This is a genomic window from Streptomyces sp. G45 (assembly GCF_049542095.1).
Lineage (GTDB): Bacteria > Actinomycetota > Actinomycetes > Streptomycetales > Streptomycetaceae > Streptomyces.
In genome coordinates this window covers 334,310-351,181 of the sequence record NZ_JBMUZU010000001.1, presented here as the reverse complement: position 1 = coordinate 351,181, position 16,872 = coordinate 334,310, and the positions used below count along the sequence as shown (strand labels likewise).

At 74.2% G+C, this 16,872-nt stretch carries 13 protein-coding genes and 3 pseudogenes; 5 read left to right on the top strand and 11 right to left on the bottom strand.

What is annotated here, in order from left to right; all coding sequences use genetic code 11:
* Positions 1 to 133 precede the first annotated feature (133 nt).
* Positions 134 to 1,027, bottom strand: a complete 894-nt coding sequence (locus ACOBQU_RS01575) for an NADP-dependent oxidoreductase (RefSeq protein ID WP_423623888.1) — start codon at positions 1,025 to 1,027, stop codon at positions 134 to 136.
* 70 nt (positions 1,028 to 1,097) lie between these two features.
* On the opposite strand from ACOBQU_RS01575, the gene ACOBQU_RS01570 reads away from it, so the two are divergent.
* Positions 1,098 to 1,739 carry a TetR/AcrR family transcriptional regulator gene (locus tag ACOBQU_RS01570; protein WP_423623886.1) on the top strand — a complete coding sequence of 214 codons (642 nt, stop codon included), beginning with the start codon at positions 1,098 to 1,100 and terminating at the stop codon, positions 1,737 to 1,739.
* 27 nt (positions 1,740 to 1,766) lie between these two features.
* Here ACOBQU_RS01570 and ACOBQU_RS01565 read toward each other — a convergent pair.
* From ACOBQU_RS01565 to ACOBQU_RS01550, 4 genes and pseudogenes are all read right to left on the bottom strand, one after another.
* A pseudogene (locus tag ACOBQU_RS01565) lies at positions 1,767 to 4,147 on the bottom strand (glycoside hydrolase family 65 protein).
* Between the two features lie 2 nt (positions 4,148 to 4,149).
* Entirely contained in the window at positions 4,150 to 4,890 is a 741-nt protein-coding gene (locus ACOBQU_RS01560) for an HAD family hydrolase (RefSeq protein WP_423623884.1), read from the bottom strand.
* Positions 4,887 to 5,903: a type I glyceraldehyde-3-phosphate dehydrogenase gene (gap, locus tag ACOBQU_RS01555; protein WP_423623883.1), complete on the bottom strand. Its 1,017-nt coding sequence runs from the start codon at positions 5,901 to 5,903 to the stop codon at positions 4,887 to 4,889. The genes ACOBQU_RS01560 and gap overlap by 4 nt, the downstream gene beginning before the upstream one ends.
* Before the next feature lie 41 nt (positions 5,904 to 5,944).
* Positions 5,945 to 8,329 (bottom strand): phosphoketolase family protein, encoded by a 2,385-nt coding sequence (locus ACOBQU_RS01550; protein ID WP_423634194.1) that lies wholly within the window; start codon positions 8,327 to 8,329, stop codon positions 5,945 to 5,947.
* 93 nt (positions 8,330 to 8,422) lie between these two features.
* Here ACOBQU_RS01550 and ACOBQU_RS01545 point away from each other — a divergent pair.
* A pseudogene (locus ACOBQU_RS01545) lies at positions 8,423 to 8,986 on the top strand (hypothetical protein).
* Positions 8,987 to 9,000: 14 nt separating this feature from the next.
* Here the strand turns inward: ACOBQU_RS01545 and ACOBQU_RS01540 are convergent.
* The 3 genes and pseudogenes from ACOBQU_RS01540 to ACOBQU_RS01530 all read right to left on the bottom strand — a co-directional run bounded on the left by ACOBQU_RS01540 (position 9,001) and on the right by ACOBQU_RS01530 (position 11,867).
* Positions 9,001 to 9,881 (bottom strand): annotated as a pseudogene (locus ACOBQU_RS01540) (universal stress protein).
* An 86-nt stretch (positions 9,882 to 9,967) separates the two neighbouring features.
* A complete protein-coding gene (locus ACOBQU_RS01535) occupies positions 9,968 to 10,819 on the bottom strand; it encodes a universal stress protein (protein WP_423634192.1) in 852 nt (283 codons plus the stop codon).
* Positions 10,820 to 10,976: 157 nt separating this feature from the next.
* The gene (locus ACOBQU_RS01530) at positions 10,977 to 11,867 is read right to left on the bottom strand and encodes a universal stress protein (protein ID WP_423623881.1); all 891 of its coding nucleotides are present in this window, start codon (positions 11,865 to 11,867) and stop codon (positions 10,977 to 10,979) included.
* A gap of 458 nt (positions 11,868 to 12,325) precedes the next feature.
* On the opposite strand from ACOBQU_RS01530, the gene ACOBQU_RS01525 reads away from it, so the two are divergent.
* On the top strand, positions 12,326 to 12,754 hold the full coding sequence (locus tag ACOBQU_RS01525; RefSeq protein ID WP_423623879.1) for an OsmC family protein: 429 nt from the start codon (positions 12,326 to 12,328) through the stop codon (positions 12,752 to 12,754).
* A 512-nt stretch (positions 12,755 to 13,266) separates the two neighbouring features.
* Here the strand turns inward: ACOBQU_RS01525 and ACOBQU_RS01520 are convergent.
* From ACOBQU_RS01520 to ACOBQU_RS01510, 3 genes are read right to left on the bottom strand one after another with little or no spacing between them, the layout of a single operon-like run.
* A complete protein-coding gene (locus ACOBQU_RS01520; RefSeq protein WP_423623878.1) occupies positions 13,267 to 13,698 on the bottom strand; it encodes an arsenate reductase ArsC in 432 nt (143 codons plus the stop codon).
* Entirely contained in the window at positions 13,691 to 14,800 is a 1,110-nt protein-coding gene (gene arsB / locus ACOBQU_RS01515; protein ID WP_423623876.1) for an ACR3 family arsenite efflux transporter, read from the bottom strand. Before arsB ends, ACOBQU_RS01520 begins: the two co-directional genes overlap by 8 nt.
* Positions 14,797 to 15,183 (bottom strand): ArsR/SmtB family transcription factor, encoded by a 387-nt coding sequence (locus ACOBQU_RS01510; RefSeq protein ID WP_423623874.1) that lies wholly within the window; start codon positions 15,181 to 15,183, stop codon positions 14,797 to 14,799. The genes arsB and ACOBQU_RS01510 overlap by 4 nt, the downstream gene beginning before the upstream one ends.
* A 106-nt stretch (positions 15,184 to 15,289) precedes the next feature.
* Between ACOBQU_RS01510 and arsM the strand changes: the two genes are divergently transcribed.
* Together arsM and ACOBQU_RS01500 are read left to right on the top strand one after the other, a co-directional pair.
* The gene (gene arsM / locus ACOBQU_RS01505; protein ID WP_423623872.1) at positions 15,290 to 16,117 is read left to right on the top strand and encodes an arsenite methyltransferase; all 828 of its coding nucleotides are present in this window, start codon (positions 15,290 to 15,292) and stop codon (positions 16,115 to 16,117) included.
* A 51-nt stretch (positions 16,118 to 16,168) separates the two neighbouring features.
* Positions 16,169 to 16,681, top strand: coding sequence for an Lrp/AsnC family transcriptional regulator (locus ACOBQU_RS01500; RefSeq protein ID WP_423623870.1), 513 nt, complete (start codon positions 16,169 to 16,171; stop codon positions 16,679 to 16,681).
* Positions 16,682 to 16,872 lie beyond the last annotated feature (191 nt).

Here is a 16,872-nt window from a genome sequence, read left to right as displayed (position 1 = left end):
CTCAGCCGCCTGCCCGCCTGCCCGCCTGCCCGCCTGCCCGCCTGCCCGCCTGCCCGCCTGCCCGCCCGTGCGCCCGCTGTCGCCCGTGCCGCCGCCCCCACCGCCGTGCCAGCCGCACACGGGCAGCGGCGGTTCAGACGACGATGACCCGGCGCCCGCGCGTGTGCCCCGCCTGGCTGTCTATGTGCGCCGCCGCGGCCTCGGTGAGCGCGTACGCCTTCTCGACGGGGATGTGGAGCCTGCCCCGCTCGATGAGGCCGACCGCCTCGGCGAGCGCGTCCGGCACGCTCCCGGCCGTCCCGGAGAAGCGGACGCCCAGCTTCGGCGCGTCGAGATCGGCGATGGACACCACCTTCCCCGGGTCCCCGGTCAGCTCGACCAGTTCGCGGATCACGCCCGCGCCCGCCAGGTCGAGGGCCGCGTCGACCCGGCCGAGCCGCCGCACGCGCTCGGCCCATCCCTGTCCGTACGTCGTGGCGAGGGCGCCCAGTTCCCGCAGGTACTCCTGGTTCGCGGCGCTGGCCGTGCCGATGACCGTGACGCCGCGCTCGCGGGCGAGCTGGAGCACCGCCGATCCCACTCCGCCGGACGCGCCGCTGACCAGCAGCGTCTGCCCGGGCCGCACACCGACCTCGCGGAGGACGCGCAGCGCGGTCTCCACCACCGAGGGGTATCCGGCGGCCTCCTCGAACGTCAGGCCCTCGGGCATGCGGGCCCAGGCCGACAGGACGGCGAACTCGGCGTACGTGTCGGCGCCCTCACCGAACACGTGGTCGCCGACCTCGACCCCTTCGACGCCCTCCCCGACCTCGTCCACCACGCCCGCGGCGTCCAGGCCCACTCCGGTGGGCAGTTCGATCGGATGTGCCGAAAGGATCTGGCCCTCACGGATCCTCCAGTCGACGGGGTTCACACCCGCCGCCCGCACGGCGACGCGTATCTGGCCGGGGCCCGCGTGGGGCTCCTCGGCGTCTTCGAGGCGCAGGACGTCCGGACCGCCGAACTCGGCGAAGCTGACTCTCTTCATGCCGCCGACCGTAACACTAACAGTTAGTGTTTTGGAGCTGTTGCGGATATGTACCTGATAGCATCCCGGTATGACCGTGCCGCCCGGACGTCGTGAGCGGAAGAAGGCCGCGACCCGCCAGAAGATCGCCGACGCCGCGCTGAGGCTGTTCCTGGAGCGCGGGTACGACGCGGTGGGCATCCGCGAGGTGGCCGCGGAGGCCGACGTGGCCGTCACCACGCTGTTCTCCCACTTCGCCTCGAAAGAGGCCCTGGTGTTCGAGCAGGACCAGGACTTCGAGCAGCGCCTCACGCGGGCGGTCGCCGACCGGGCCCCGGACGAGCCGCTCATGCCCGCGCTGCGCCGCGAGATCCACGCCCTGGTGCGCCACTGCACGGCCGACGGCACCGCCCCCGTCTGGCGCATGATCGACGCGTCGCCCGCCCTGCGGCAGTACGAGGAGACGATGCGGCTCCGCCACGCGCGGTCACTGGCCACGGCCATCGCCACCGACCTCGGCCTGCCGGACGACACGACGGCCTGCCGGACGATCGCCCGCTTCGTGATCGACGCCTACGCGCTGTCCCGCGATGCCCCCGACCCGGCGGCCACGGTGGACGAGGTCTTCCAGATGATCGAGGCGGCCTGGGAGGCGGCGCGGCCGTCGCTCCGCGCGCGGGAGACGGCGCCCTCGGACGCGACGGCGGCCGGGCGGACCGCCCCGAGCCGCTGAACGCGCCGACCTCCCGGCACCGGGCGGTCAGTTCGGCAGGGTCAGGGTGCACTCCTCTCCGGGAGTCACCGTCACCGTGCGGTCGGGCAGGGCGATGGTGATCGGGGTCTGGTCGGAGTCGGGCAGGGCGATGCGCAGGCGGCCCGACTGGAGGAGGAGCTGGACGCCCCAGTGGCCCCGGTAGCGGATGGTGAAGCCGTACTCCTGGAGCTCGGGCAGCGGGACGGGGTCGAGGTGCAGGGCCTCACCCTGGGGACGCAGGCCGGTGAGGCCGCGCTGGACGAGGTCGAGCGTGCCCGCCATCGCCCCCAGGTGGATGCCCTCACCGGTGGTGCCGCCCTGGACGTCGGCGATGTCACCGGCCAGGGCCTCCCGCACGAACTCCCAGGCCCGCGCCCGCCGTGAGCGGGCGAGCACCCAGCCGTGGACGAGGCTGCTGAGGGTGGAGCCGTGGCTGGTGCGCCGGAGGTAGTAGTCGACGGTGCGCCGCCAGGTCGGCTCGTCGAGGTCGTGGCCCAGGCGCCGGAAGAGGGCGCGGAGCTCGGCGGGGAGAAGAGGTAGCCGAGCATCAGCACGTCGGCCTGCTTGGACGCCTGGTAGCGGTTGACCGTGTCGCCCTCGGCCTCCAGGATCCGGTCCAGGCGCCGGATGTCGCCGTAGCGGTCGCGGTAGGCCCGCCAGTCGAGTTCCGCCAGGTCGCCGTAGCCGTGGAACTGGCTGATGACCCCGTCGTGGAAGGGCACGTACAGATCGCGGGAGACGGCGTCCCACGCGTCGAGCTCCGCGGACGTCACGTCGAGGCGCTCGAACAGGTCCCGGCGGCGGAGCTCGGGCAGGCCGCGCAGCACGTCCAGCGTCCGGCTCAGGACCCAGGCCGCGGTGAGGTTCGTGTACGCGTTGTCGTCCAGGCCAGGCCGGGCCGCGCCGGGGTAGGCGTCGTGGTACTCGTCGGGACCCACGACGCCGCGGACGCGGTGGCGGCCGAGGTGCTCGTCGTGGACCGCCGCGCCCGCCCAGAAGCGGGAGATCCGGGTGAGCATCTCGGCGCCTTTGGCGCACAGGAACTCCGTGTCGCCGGTCGCCTCGGTGTAGCGCACCACGTTGTAGGCGATCGCCGAGTTGACGTGGTGCTGGAGGTGCGAGTGGTCGGGCAGCCAGCGCCCCGAGCGCGGGTTGAGGTGCAGGCGCTGGGTCTCCTCGCGGCCGTCGCTGCCGCTCTGCCACGGGTACATCGCGCCGGTGTGCCCGGCGTCGGCGGCGGCGGAGCAGGCCCGCTCCAGACGGCGGTGCCGGTAGGTGAGCAGCGCCCGGGAGACCTCGGGGAAGCGCAGGTTCAGGAAGGGCAGGACGAACAGCTCGTCCCAGAAGACGTGCCCCCGGTAGGCCTCGCCGTGCAACCCCCGGGCCGGGACGCCGGCGTCCAGGTCCGCGGTGTGCGGCGACAGGGTCTGGAGCACGTGGAAGAGGTGCAGGCGCAGTGCCGTGCCCGCCTCGCCCGGCACGTCGAGCTCGGCGCCGCGCCAGAGCTGCCGCCAGGCGGTGCGATGGGCGGACAGCAGGGCGTCGACGCCCGGCGCGCGCTGGACGCGGTCGACGGCGGCGGACAGCGGGTCGCTGATCGCCGAGTCCCGGGACGAGTGCAGGGCCACGGTCTTGTCCACCGTCACCGTGTGTCCGTCCGTGACGGGCAGGCGCAGCACGCGGGCCACCCGGCCGTCTCCGCGCCCGCTGGTGGCGGTGTGCCCGTCGGCGGCCGCCACCTCGGTCCGGGCGGCGAGGCCCACGCGGATGTCGGAGGTGGTGGTGCGGCAGCGCAGCCAGATCGTGCCGTCGGCGGTGACCCCGGTGTGCGTGTGGGTGAGGTGCTGCTGGGCGAGCGAACGGTAGCGGTCCACGCCGCCGTTGACCACCGTCCCGTCGAGCGCCGACTCGACCTCGACGGTGCCCGACCAGCCGTCCGGGGTGACCTCGGTCCGCAGCAGCGCCAGGTGCGGATCGCCCATGTGGACCGCCCGGAGCTGCCGGACGGTGAGGCGTCGGCCGTCGTCGTCCGCGTAGCGCGCGGTGCGCGTCAGCGTCGCGGACCGCAGGTCGAGGCACTGGTGGTGCCCGCGCAGCTTGTGGGTGTCCGGGGTGAGCCAACCGCCGCCGTCGGTACGGACGCGCAGCGGCAGCCAGTTGGGCAGGTTGACCATGTCCTCGTTCTCGACGCGCCGTCCGGCCACGTCCGAGGTCAGCCGGTTGTAGCATCCGGCGGCGTACGTGCCCGGGTAGTGCACGGAGTCGGCGGCGCACTCGGGGTGGGCGCCGCGGGTCGCGAAGTAGCCGTTGCCGAGGGTGCACAGGGACTCCCGCAGCCTCTCCTGTGCCGGTTCGTACCCCTCGTACTCCCAGGTCCAGTCGCGCATGCTCAGTCCTCCGACGCGAGTAGCTCGGCCAGGTCGTCGACCACCAGGTGCGCCCCGTGGTCGAGCAGTGCGGTACGGGTGCCCGGGGTGTGCGCGCGGTCCACGCCGATGACCGTGCCGAAGCCGCCGTGCCGGGCGGCCTCGACCCCGGCCAGCGCGTCCTCGACCACCGCCGCCCGCGCGGCGGCGACGCCGAGCCGGTGGGCCGCTTCGAGGAACAGGGCGGGCGAGGGCTTGCCCGGCAGGCGCAGCCGGGCGGCCTCCGCGCCGTCCACCAGCACCCGGAAGTACTCCCGCACCCCGGACCCCTCCAGCAACTCCCCGGCGTGCCGCGACGCCGAGGCCGCCGCCAGGGGCAGCCCGGCGGCGCGCAGGACCCGCAGGAGCCGCACCGTGCCCGGGTAGGCGTCGACGCCGTGCTCACGCAGCCGCGCGGTGAACAGGGACTCCTTGTCGGCGGCCACGGCGGCGACCTCCTCGGCGGTCGGCCGCAGCCGCCGGGACTCCAGGAACGCCCGCGCCCCGTCCAGGCGCGACCTGCCGTCGACGTGGGCCAGGTAGTCGTCGCGCACGTCGAAGGGGCGCTGGCCGCGCGGCGCGAGGTAGGCGTCGAAGGCCGTCTTCCACGCGGCCGCGTGCACCGCCGCCGAGTCCGTGATGACGCCGTCGGTGTCGAAGACCACGGCGTGTGTGCCCCGCAGCGCGCGGGGCACGCACGCCGTGCCGTGCCGTGCGGCGCTCATCGTCCGTCGGCCGCCAGCGCGGTGAGGTCCAGGAGCCGGTTGGAGTACCCCCACTCGTTGTCGTACCAGCCGAAGACTTTCACCAGGGTGCCGTTGACCTGGGTGAGGGCGGCGTCGAAGACGCAGGACGCCGGGTCGCCGATGACGTCGCGGGAGACGATCGGCGCCTTCGACACGCGCAGGACGCCGCGCAGCGGCCCGTCCGCCGCCTCGGTGAAGGCCTGGTTGACCTCCTCGGCCGTCGTCTCGCGGGCGAGCACCACGGCGAGGTCGGTGAGCGAGCCGTCCTCGACTGGCACCCGCACCGCGATCCCGTCCAGCGCCCCTGCCAGTTCGGGCACGACCAGCCCCACCGCACGGGCCGCCCCGGTGCTGGTCGGGATGATGCTCAGGGCCGCCGACCGGGCCCGCCGCAGGTCCTTGTGCGGGCCGTCGAGCAGGGCCTGGTCGTTGGTGTAGCCGTGGATGGTGGTCATGACGCCGCGCTCGACGCCGAAGCGCTCGTGGAGCACCTTGACCATCGGCGCCACGCAGTTGGTGGTGCAGGAGGCCGCCGACACGACGCGGTCGCGCTGGCGGTCGTACGCGTCGTCGTTGACGCCGAGCACGACGGTGGCGTCCGCGTCCTTGCCCGGGGCCGACAGGAGCACGGTGTGCGCTCCCGCCTTCAGGTGCAGCGCGGCGGACGCGCGGTCGCGGAAGCGGCCGGTGGACTCGATGACGATCCCGACCCCGTGCTCACCCCAGCGCAGGGTTGCCGGGTCGCGCTCGGCGGAGACGGCGACGCGGGTGCCGTCCACGGTGATCGACCCGTCGTCGTACCCGACGTCCCGCCCGAGGCGGCCGAACGTCGAGTCGTACTCCAGCAGGTGCGCGAGGGTGGCGGGCGGCGCGATGTCGTTGATCGCGACGACGTCGACCCGCTGGGCGCTGGACGCGGCGCGGTCCAGGGCCGCGCGCAGATAGGTGCGGCCGATGCGGCCGAATCCGTTGATGCCCACGCGTACGGTCATGAGGATGAACTCCTTTGCAGAGAAGCAGAAGTGACGGGGGGTCAGCCCGTCCAGGTCCAGTCGGCCACTTCCGGCAGGTCGGTGCCGTGTTCGCGGATCCAGGCGTGGTGGCGGGTGCGGGCGTCGGCCATCCGCTGGCGCAGCTCGGCGGCGCGGACCCCGCATCCGGGGACGCGGTCGATGACGTCCATGACGAGCCGGTAGCGGTCCATGTCGTTGCGGACGACCATGTCGAACGGCGTGGTCGTGGTGCCCATCTCCTTGTAGCCGCGCACGTGCAGGTGGGGATGGCCGGTGCGGCGGTAGGCGAGGCGGTGGATCAGCCACGGGTAGCCGTGGTATGCGAAGATCACCGGTTTGTCGGTGGTGAAGAGGCCGTCGTACTCGAAGTCGCTCATGCCGTGCGGGTGTTCCTCGCGCGGCAGCAGCCGGGCGATGTCGACGACGTTGACGACCCGCACGGCCAGCTCCGGCAGGTGGCGGCGGAGCAGGGCTGAGGCCGCCAGGGTCTCCTGGGTGGGCACGTCACCGGCGCAGGCGAGGACGACGTCGGGCTCGCGTCCGTCGCCCGCCGAGCCCGCCCACTCCCAGATCCCCGCGCCGCGCGCGCAGTGGGCGCGCGCCTGCTCCAGGGACAGCCAGTCGAAGCAGGGCTGCTTGCCCGCCACGATCACGTTCACGTAGTCGCGGCTGCGCAGCGCGTGGTCCGCCACCGACAGCAGGGTGTTGGCGTCGGGCGGGAGGTAGACCCGGACGACCTCGGGGCTCTTGTTGAGGACGTGGTCGACGAAGCCGGGGTCCTGGTGGGAGAAGCCGTTGTGGTCCTGGCGCCAGACGTGGGAGGTGAGGAGGTAGTTGAGGGAGGGGACGGGGGCGCGCCAGGGCAGGGCGCGGGAGGTCCTGAGCCATTTGATGTGCTGGTTGACCATGGAGTCCACGATGTGGACGAACGCCTCGTAGCAGGAGAAGACGCCGTGGCGGCCGGTGAGGAGGTAGCCCTCGAGCCAGCCCTGGCAGAGGTGTTCGGACAGGACCTCCATGACGCGGCCGTCGGTGGCGAGGTGCTCGTCGGTGGGCACTGTCGCGGCCTGCCAGGCCTTGCCGGTGGCGTGGAAGACGGCGCCGAGGCGGTTGGACTCGGTCTCGTCGGGGCCGACGATGCGGAAGTCACGGCGGTCGGCGGTGTCCCGCATGATCTGCTCCAGGAGGCCGCCGAGAACCCGGGTGGGTTCGTGCAGACCGGCCCCCGGCTTGTCCACGGGGACGGCGAAGCGGTCGAGCGGCGGGATGGGCAGTTCGCGGGTGAGCAGACCGCCGTTGGCGTAGGGGGTGGCGCCCAGGCGGCGCTCGCCCCGGGGGACGCAGGCCAGCACCTGATCGGCGGGGCGGCCGTGGGTGTCGAAGAGTTCCCGGGGCCGGTAGGAGCGCAGCCAGTCCTCCAGCTGGCGCAGCCGGTCGGGGTTGTCGCGCACGCCGGTCAGGGGGACTTGGTGGGCGCGCCAGGTGCCCTCGACGGGCGTGCCGTCCACGCTGGCGGGGCCGGTCCAGCCCTTGGGGGTGCGCAGCACGATCACCGGCCAGGGCTCCCGCTCGGTGTGGCCCTGGGTGCGGGCCCGGTGCTGGATGTCGGTGATGCGCTCCACGGCCTGGTCCAGGGCGCGGGCGAGGCCGCAGTGGACGGTCCGCGGGTCGTCGCCGCTGACGTGGAGGGGGTGGTGGCCGTAGCCGCGCAGCAGGGCGTCGAGTTCGGTCGGGGGGATGCGGGACAGAAGGGTGGGGTTGGCGATCTTGTAGCCGTTGAGGTGGAGGATGGGCAGGACCGCGCCGTCGTGCCGGGGGTCGAGGAACTTGGTGGCGTGCCAGGAGGCGGCCAGCGGTCCGGTCTCCGCCTCGCCGTCGCCGATGACGCAGGCCACCAGGAGGTCGGGGTGGTCGAAGGCGGCGCCGTAGGCGTGGGCGAGGGCGTAGCCGAGTTCGCCGCCCTCGTGGAGGGAGCCGGGGGTCTCGGGGGCGACGTGGGAGGGCACCCCGCCGGGGAAGGAGAACTGGCGGAACAGGCGGGCCATGCCCTCGCCGTCGCGGGTGATGTCGGGGTAGGTGCGGGTGTAGCTGCCTTCCAGCCAGGCGTTGGCCAGGACGGCGGGCCCGCCGTGTCCGGGGCCCCACACGCACAGGACGTCGCGGTCGTGGTGGGTGATGAGACGGTTGAGGTGGGTGTGGACGAGGTTGAGGCCGGGGGAGGTGCCCCAGTGGCCCAGCAGGCGGGGCTTGACGTGCTCGGGCCTGAGCGGCTCGGACAGCAGTGGGTTGGCCAGCAGGTAGATCTGCCCCACCGCCAGGTAGTTGGCAGCACGCCAGTGCGCGTCCAGGATGCGCACCTCGTCGTCGGTCAGTACGGTGCTGTTCGGGTGGTCGTCCGTGGGCATGTCGTCCGTGGGCATGGGGACTCCGAAGGTCGTCGGAAGGTCATCGGAAGTTCGTCGGACAGAGGCGGCGGCACGGCCGACAAGGCGACGGCGCTGCCGTGCGGGGTGTACGAGCGGGAGTTGCCGCCTCCGCGACGGAACTGGTCAGGATGCGGGAGTGGGTGCGTGCCGAAGGCGCCCGGCTCGTCGTGGTGTTCGAGGGCCGTGACGCCGCGGGCAAGGGCGGCGCCATCGAGCGGATCGCGGGACACCGCACCCCGCGGGTCGCATGCGTCGCGGCCCTGCCCAAGCCCACCGAGCGCGAACGCGCCCAGTGGTACGTCCAGCGGTAGCGCTTCCGGCGCCGCCTGAAGGACCCGACGCTGGAAGCTGTCGCCGATGGACCTGGAGTCCCTCACACGCTGGGAGGCGTACTCCCGGGCCAAGGACGAGATGATGGTGCACACCGACATCCCGGAGGCGCCCTGGTTCGTGGTGGAGAGCGACGACAAGCGCCGGGCCCGGCTGAACGTCATCGCCCACCTGCTGGACTCGTTGCCCTACCACGAGGTGCCGCCGCCGGTGCTCGAGCTGCCGCCGCGCCCCGCGTCGACCGGCTACGTGCGCCCGCCGCGCGACCTGCGGACCTACGTGCCGGACCACGCCGCGACGCTCTGACCCGCGCACGGCGGTCACGCCGGTTGCGGTACGACGGCGACCGGACAGGCGGAGTGGTGCAGCAGCAGGTGCGCGACCCGCCCGATCTGGAGCCCGTAGGGCCCGCGGCGCCGCTGGGCGCCGACGACGAGCAGGTCGGCGCGGGACGAGGCGTCCAGGAGCGCCGCGGGCGCGGCACCCTCGACGAGGTGCTCCAGCACGGCTACGGAGGGGTGCTCGGCGACGGTGTCCCGCAGGGCCGCGGCGAGGCCCTCCGCGGCGTGCCGCTCGTGGGAGGTGGCGGGCTGCCCGGCGACCGGGCGGTGAGCGCGGGCTCGTACAGGGAGCGACGCCAAGCGCGTACGGCCTCCAGGACGACGTGCCGCCGGTCGGCCTCGTCGAAGGCGAACCGCACCGCCGCCGCGCAGTGCGGCTCCTCGCTGACGCCCACCGCCACGCGCTGCCGCCGCCCCGCCCGCGCCTGGTTGTCGTGGCTGCCGCGCAGCACGATCACCGGGCAGTCGGCACGAGCGGCGACGCCGAGGCTGACCGAGCCGAGCAGCAGCTCCACGAGGCGGCCGCGTCCTCGCGAGGCCACCACCACCGCACAGGCGTTGCGGGCCTCGCGCAGCAGCGCGGGGACGGGGTCGTCGGTGGCGACCTCGACGGCGAGCTTCAACCCCTCCTCGCGGCGCAGGGCGCGCCGCGCCGCCTCGTCGACGACGATGTCGGCCGTCTCCTTGGCCGAGGGACGGCCCGGCCCCTCCGCGAGGGCCGCCGGGTCGTCGGCGTGCCGGGACACGGCGTGGACGAGCCGCAGCGTCACCCCGCGCAGGGCCGCCTCGTCGGCCGCCCAGTCGACGGCGCGAAGACTGTGGTCGGACCCGTCCACCCCCACGACGAGCGGGAGTTCCATGCCCCTCACCTCTCTCCAACGGTGTACGGACGTCTCCAACGGTGTACGGACGTCTCCAGCGCTGTACGGACGCGGGCGCGCGGCACTTACGCGTGGGGAACGACGGCGACGGGGCAGACGGCGCGGTGCAGCACGCCGTGCGTCACCGGTCCGACACGGGTGCCGACCGGGAAGCGTCGGCTCCGGCGGCCGACGACGATCAGCGACGCGTCCCAGGAGGCCGCCACCAGATGCGGCGCCGCGCCGCCGGGACGGACCTCGTCGACGATAGTGACGTGCGGGAACGCACGGCACCACGGGCGCAGCGTCTCGGCCACCGCGGCCGTCGGCCCCTGGCCCGCACCGGCGTGCAGGACCCGCAGGGAGGTGCGCCGACGCGCGGCCGCGTCGAACGCGAACGCCAGCACGGAGACGGGGGGTTGACCGGCATCCACCCCTACGACCACCGGGCGGCGCGCGGCACGCGAGCACGGATCACCCGCCAGGTCCTCGGCCCCTTCTCGCGCGGCCGGAACCCCGGCGCGCACCAGGACCACGGGCCGCTCGGCGTGCGCCACGGCCGCCAGGGCCACGGACCCCAGCAAGGCCCCGGCGACTCCGCCCAGACCACGCGACCCGAGGACCAGCAGGGCGCGGTCGTCCCGCGCCAGCCCCGGCAGCAGCTGCCCCGGCCGCCCCGTCAGCCACCTGAGGCCGACCTCGACGTCCGGATGGCGCACATGCAGTTCCTCGGCGTACTCCTGGGGAATCCGGTCGCTCCAGCGCTGCCGGGTCTCGGCGCCGAGGAGCGGCGCCCGCACCACCGGCTCGGGCACCGGCTCCAGGACGCAGACGAGGCTGAGCGGCAGCCCGCGCAGCCGTGCTTCCCCGGCCGCCCATTCGGCCGCCGCCCGGCTCTCGGGTGAGCCGTCGACGCCGACGATGACCGCGTGGGGCATGTCCTCCACGTCCACCACCTCCCGTCACCTCCCGTTCCGGTTGTCCTGACGTCAGCGTCGCGTGCCCCGCCTCGCGGACGCAGGGGGCCGCAGGTCCCTGGTGCGGGCCGAGGGTCCCGTCGCGCCGATGGGCCGGACGGCCGCCGCGGACCGGGCGTCAGGCGTGCGGGACGACGGCCACCGGGCAGGCGGCGTGGTGCAGCAGGGCGTGCGTGACGGCGCCGACGTGGGGCGTGGCGGCCCCGCGGCCCACCACGACGAGGGAGGCCTGCGCCGCCGCGCGCACCAGGGCGTGGGCGGCCCGCTCCTGGACGACGGTCTCGACCACCGTCACGTCGGGGAACTTCGCACACCACGGCCGCAGCGCGGCGACCACCCGGTGCTCCTGGTCCGCCAGCAGCTCCGGCCCGGACAGGGCGCTTCCGTCAGGCGCGTGCGGCGTCGCGGGCCGGAACGCGTGCAGTACCTGGAGCGCGGCGTCGTACTGGCGGGCCGCCACGAAGGCGAACTCGATCAGCTCGTCACAAGGCCGCTCGGTGTCCAGGCCGAGCACGACATCGCGGTACGGAGTCTCGGGGATCTCGTCCGGCGAGATGCCGTGCAGCGCGGGCAGGTGCTCATCGGCGGACGTCTCGCCCGCCCGCACCAGGACCACCGGGCGCGGGGAGCGGGCCACGACCCGCTGCGACACCGCGCCGACGACGAAACCGGCGACGCGGCCCAGCCCCCGGGACCCGAGGACCAGCACCTCCGCCCCCTCGGCCGCCGTGAGCAGCGCCGCGACCGCGGAGTCGGATACCAGCCGCTCGACGACGGACAGGCCGGGGTGCCCGGCGCGGATCCCGCTCGCCGCCCGGCTCAGGACCCGCTCGGCCACCTCCCTCTCGGCGGTGTCCACCGGGACCGACGACGCGGGGTGGGGGTGCCACCGCCACGCGTGCACGAGGCACAGCGCGGTTCCGCGGCGCGCGGCCTCGCGCGCCGCCCAGTGCGCGGCGGCGAAGCTCTCCGCCGAACCGTCAACTCCCGCGGTCACGTACCGAGTCATGCCGCGCACCTCCCATGGCCGGGCCTGTGTGGTGTCCTCCCGTCGACCCTCCCGCCCGCGCGGCACGGTGGGCAGGGGTCGCACGGCCTCCGCCCGCCACCCATCGGCCCCCGGAGGGCATCCCGACGCGCCAGCCCGCACGTGCGCGGGCGACGCCCTGGGTCAGGTGCTGCCCTGCGGGGAGCATCCACACCACGGGTGCCTTGAAGCCGAGCAGGATCAGCACCACGGGCAGGACAACGTCCGGCGATGTTCAGGGGACCCCTCCACACGCCGGACGTGACGCGTGACCGAGCGGCCCCCGACAGGGGCCGGATGACCCGTCCGGGGCGCGGGCGGGGCGGGGGACGATGAGGGAAGGACGAGGGGACGCACCAGGGCGACGTTCCCGGGGTGGCTGGGGCGGGTCTCGCGTAGAGGCCCGCCTTGGGGCCCGGTTCCGGTGCCTGAACGGGGCGGTGCGCTCGTCGGCGCGGCGTGCACGGGACCGCAGGGAGCCGGGTGCGCGCTCCGGGGGCCACCTGTGTCCGCGTAGGCGTCCTGTCCGCGACCACGAGCTGATCGTCGACCAGCCCTTCACGGCGGGCGGAGACGACGACGGGCCAACCCCGGTCGAGCTGTTCGTCGCCTCGCTCGCCACCTGCGCCGCCTCCTACGCGGGCCGGTTCCCGCAGCGCCACCACCTTCCGTACGACAACCCGCGCGTGCGGGCCGAGTTTGCGATGGCGGACGACCGGCCCGCACGCGTGGCGGTGGTCCGCCTGCGGCTCATGCCGCCGGTCCGGCTGAGCGAGGCCCGCAGCGCGGCACTGCGCGCGGTGGTGAGCTACCGCACGGTGCACAACACGCTGCGGCAGCCACCCGACGTGAGCACCACGGTGGGCTGAGCGGCACCAGGACGTGGCCGGGCCCGGGGCGGGCCGAGATCCGCTCCGGAGCTGTGCCGTTGACCCGGTCAGACCCCCCGGAACCTCGCATGGAAAGGCGAAAGGCCGCACGGGCGAGTTCGCGTGCTCCCTGAAAACGGGGGCGCGGTTCCCGCCCGGCTGCTGGTTCCGGGACGGCGTCGTTCCGCCGAAGCGGCGTACGCGGTTCAGGAGTTGGCGTCACGATGGGAACCCTGGCCCGCCCAGCGACTGGTGGCTCTGCGCCGCCACCCTCGCGGACGCGGCACGCTGGCCGAGGAGGCCCCCGCTGGTCGTGCCCCGGGTCATGACCGCCCTGGAGGGCTCCTCCGCCGACCCGGGGCGCCGCGCCGCGTCCGGGGCGTGGCAGGACGAGCCCCAGGGCCGGGGCGCGTTCGCCGTGCGGCGCGGCTTGAGCGGCGGCCACTCGCGGGCGCGCCCTGCGCAAGCACGGCCACGCGTGCGGACGCGTCACGCCCCGGTGCGGTCACCCGTCACGGCAGCAGCTCGGTGGTCAGTTGCTCGACCAGGGCCCTGATCTCGTCGCGGATGGGGCGCACGGCGGTGACGCCCTGCCCGGCGGGGTCGGCCAGTTTCCAGTCGAGGTAGCGCTTGCCGGGGAAGACGGGGCAGGCGTCGCCGCAGCCCATGGTGATCACGACGTCGGACGCCCGGACGGCTTCGGCGGTGAGGACCTTGGGCGTCGCGGCGGAGAGGTCGACGCCGACCTCGCGCATGGCCTCCACGACCGCGGGGTTGACGGTGTCGGCGGGCGCGGACCCGGCGGAACGCACCTCGATCCGGTCGCCCGCGAGGTGGGCGAGGAACGCGGCGGCCATCTGCGAACGCCCGGCGTTGTGCACGCAGACGAACAGGACCGAGGGCTTGGCGACCTCGGCTGCCGCCTTGGGCGCGGTGTCAGACATGGGCGGAGCCTTCCGGTGCGGCGGCCGGTGCCGCCGTGGGGGCGGGGGAGCCGGGGAAGTAACGGCGGGTGCGGAGCGCCACGTACACCAGGCCGATGAGGACGGGCACCTCGATGAGGGGCCCGACGACACCCGCCAGGGCCTGGCCCGAGGTGGCGCCGAACGTGGCGATGGCGACCGCGATGGCCAGCTCGAAGTTGTTGCCCGCGGCCGTGAACGCGAGCGTGGTGGCACGGGGGTAGTCCAGGCCGACCGCCCTGCCCAGGGCCATGGAACCGGCCCACATGACGGCGAAGTACACCAGCAGCGGCAGCGCGATCCGGGCCACGTCCAGGGGCTGGGACGTGATGGCGTCGCCCTGGAGCGCGAACAGCACGACGATCGTGAACAGCAGCCCGTACAGGGCGAACGGCCCGACGCGCGGGATCAGCCGCGTCTCGTACCAGGCGCGCCCCCTGGCCCGCTCGCCCAGGCGGCGGGTCAGGAACCCGGCGAGCAGCGGCACGCCCAGGAAGATCAGCACGCTGCGGGCGATCTCCCACACCGACACGTCCAGGGCCGTCCGCTCCAGGCCGAGCCAGCCCGGCAGCACGGACAGGTAGAACCAGCCGAGCAGGCTGAACGCGAGGACCTGGAACACGGAGTTGAGGGCGACCAGGACGGCGGCGGCCTCGCGGTCGCCGCAGGCCAGGTCGTTCCAGATGATGACCATGGCGATGCAGCGGGCCAGGCCGACGATGATCAGGCCGGTGCGGTACTCGGGCAGGTCCGGCAGGAAGACCCAGGCGAGGGCGAACATCAGCGCCGGTCCCAGCACCCAGTTCAGCAGCAGCGAGGGCAGCAGCAGGCGGCGGTCGCGGGTGACGGTGTCGAGCCGGTCGTAGCGGACCTTGGCCAGGACCGGGTACATCATCACGAGCAGACCGAGGGCGATCGGCAGCGAGACGCCCGTGACGGTGACCTCGGCCAGGGCGTCGCCGAGGCCGGGAACGAGGCGGCCGAGGCCCAGGCCCGCGGCCATCGCGGCCAGGATCCACACCGCCAGATAGCGGTCCACGAAGGACAGGCGCGCCGCGACCGGTGCGGTGGTGCCGTCGCTCACGAGGACGCCTCCGCGGTCGCGGACCGCCCCGGGCGGGTGAGGATTCCGGCGATCCTGTCGGTCGTCTCGGGCAGCAGCCAGTAGTAGACCCAGGTGCCGCGCCGCTCGCAGTCGATGAGCCCGGCCTGCCGCAGGAGCTTGAGGTGGTGGGAGATCGTCGGCTGGGAGAGGTCGAAGGCCGGGGTGAGGTCGCAGACGCAGACCTCGCCGCCCTCGCGCGAGGCGATCATCGACAGCAGGCGGAGGCGCACCGGGTCGCCGAGCGCCTTGAACACCCTGGCCAGGTCGGTGGCCTGCTCCTCGGTCAGCGGCGCGGTCAGCAGCCCCGGGCAGCACCCGCCGGCCGTGTCCTGGCCGAGCACCACACGCTCTTGTTTCGACATGCTTCTATGTTGACGAATGTCGATCCAGAGCGCAAGCTTGCGTCAAAGCTGCATCGAGGAACATCGAAGCAGCCCGCTTCGGCCCTTGTCATCCAGGAGGCACTCCATGAGCGATCAGTCCACTGACCTGCGTGAGACCGTCCGCGAGCGCTACGCTGCCGCCGCCCTCCAGGTCGCCGACAGCGGCGGCAGCGGGTGCTGCGGCCCGCGGGCGATCGAGGTCGACGACGCGTTCGGCTCCGCCCTGTACGCGGCCGAGGAGCGCGACGCGCTGCCCGCGGAGGCCGTCGCCGCGTCGCTCGGCTGCGGCAACCCCACCGCCGTCGCCGACCTCCACGAGGGTGAGCGCGTGCTCGACCTGGGCTCCGGCGGCGGCATCGACGTCCTGCTCTCCGCCCGCCGCGTCGGCCCCACCGGCAAGGCGTACGGCCTGGACATGACCGAGGAGATGCTCGCCCTCGCCCTGGCCAACCGGGACAAGGCCGGGGTGACCAACGTCGAGTTCCTCAAGGGCGCCATCGAGGCCATCCCGCTGCCCGCGGGAACGATCGACGTGGTGATCTCCAACTGCGTCATCAACCTGTCCACGGACAAGCCCGCCGTGTTCGCCGAGATGTTCCGCGTCCTGGCACCCGGTGGCCGCATCGGCGTCTCGGACGTCGTCGCCGACGACCACCTCACCCCGGCCCAGCGGGCCGAACGCGGAGACTACGTGGGCTGCATCGCGGGGGCGCTGTCCTTCGCCGAGTACCGCGCGGGCCTCGCGGCGGCCGGATTCACCGACATCGACCTCACCCCGACCCACGCCGTCGCCGACGGCATGCACTCCGCCATCGTCCGCGCCACCAAGCCCACTGCCGCCCGTCTCGGTCAGGCACCCCTCCCGGCAGCCGAGTCGACGTCCGGGGCCTGCTGCGGGGGCGGCGGCTGCTGACCCCACGAGCCCCGCGAGCCCCACGAGCCTCCAGGGCGCTGCCGGGGCCGCATGAACACGGTGGCGGCGGCCCCCACCCCGGCCGACGGCGACCTGCTGGCCGCCCTCCAGCGCGACGGCCGCGCCAGCCTCAGTGACCTCGCCCGGGCCACCGGGTGGTCGGCCGCCACTGTCGCCCGCCGCCTCGCCGACCTCCAGGCGGGCGGCGCCCTGTTCTTCGACGTCGAACTCGACCCCGCCCTGCTCGGCGTCACCACCCAGGCCATGCTGTGGATGGCCGTGGCCCCCGCCCACCTCGACCAGGTCGCCCGGACCCTGGCCGACCACCCCGAACTCGCCTACGTGGCCGCCGTCACCGGCCCCCACAACCTGGCCGCCGAGGCGCTCTGCCCCGACCCGGCCGCGTTGCACCGCTACCTCATCGACAAGCTCGGCACCCTGGAGACGATCCGCGGTCTGGAAACCGCCCCCATCCTGCACACCGTCAAAGCGGCGGGCCCACTCCCGTCAGCGGTGCGCGACACCCCGCCCCGCAGGGCCCGCCCCCGGCCGACCGGAGCCTGAGTCGGCGACACGTAGGCGGGTGGCGCAGCGGGTGGTGCGGGCGCGTCCAACGGCGCACGCCACAGCGCATGCCGGGCGAGAGCACGCGGGTGAGGCTGGTGCGGCGAGGCTTGTCGGCAGTTCGGTAACAGGGCACATCAGGGCGCTCGCAAGGGCGTGCCGGGGTGGTGCGATGCCGGGGGAGGTGCCGG

Coding starts and splice junctions, on each gene's coding strand:
- ACOBQU_RS01575 (WP_423623888.1), bottom strand. CDS start 1,027: ATGAAGAGAGTCAGCTTCGCCGAGTTCGGCGGTCCGGACGTCCTGCGC.
- ACOBQU_RS01570 (WP_423623886.1), top strand. CDS start 1,098: ATGACCGTGCCGCCCGGACGTCGTGAGCGGAAGAAGGCCGCGACCCGC.
- ACOBQU_RS01560 (WP_423623884.1), bottom strand. CDS start 4,890: ATGAGCGCCGCACGGCACGGCACGGCGTGCGTGCCCCGCGCGCTGCGG.
- gap (WP_423623883.1), bottom strand. CDS start 5,903: ATGACCGTACGCGTGGGCATCAACGGATTCGGCCGCATCGGCCGCACC.
- ACOBQU_RS01550 (WP_423634194.1), bottom strand. CDS start 8,329: ATGCCCACGGACGACCACCCGAACAGCACCGTACTGACCGACGACGAG.
- ACOBQU_RS01535 (WP_423634192.1), bottom strand. CDS start 10,819: ATGCCCCACGCGGTCATCGTCGGCGTCGACGGCTCACCCGAGAGCCGG.
- ACOBQU_RS01530 (WP_423623881.1), bottom strand. CDS start 11,867: ATGACTCGGTACGTGACCGCGGGAGTTGACGGTTCGGCGGAGAGCTTC.
- ACOBQU_RS01520 (WP_423623878.1), bottom strand. CDS start 13,698: ATGTCTGACACCGCGCCCAAGGCGGCAGCCGAGGTCGCCAAGCCCTCG.
- ACOBQU_RS01510 (WP_423623874.1), bottom strand. CDS start 15,183: ATGTCGAAACAAGAGCGTGTGGTGCTCGGCCAGGACACGGCCGGCGGG.
- arsM (WP_423623872.1), top strand. CDS start 15,290: ATGAGCGATCAGTCCACTGACCTGCGTGAGACCGTCCGCGAGCGCTAC.
- ACOBQU_RS01500 (WP_423623870.1), top strand. CDS start 16,169: ATGAACACGGTGGCGGCGGCCCCCACCCCGGCCGACGGCGACCTGCTG.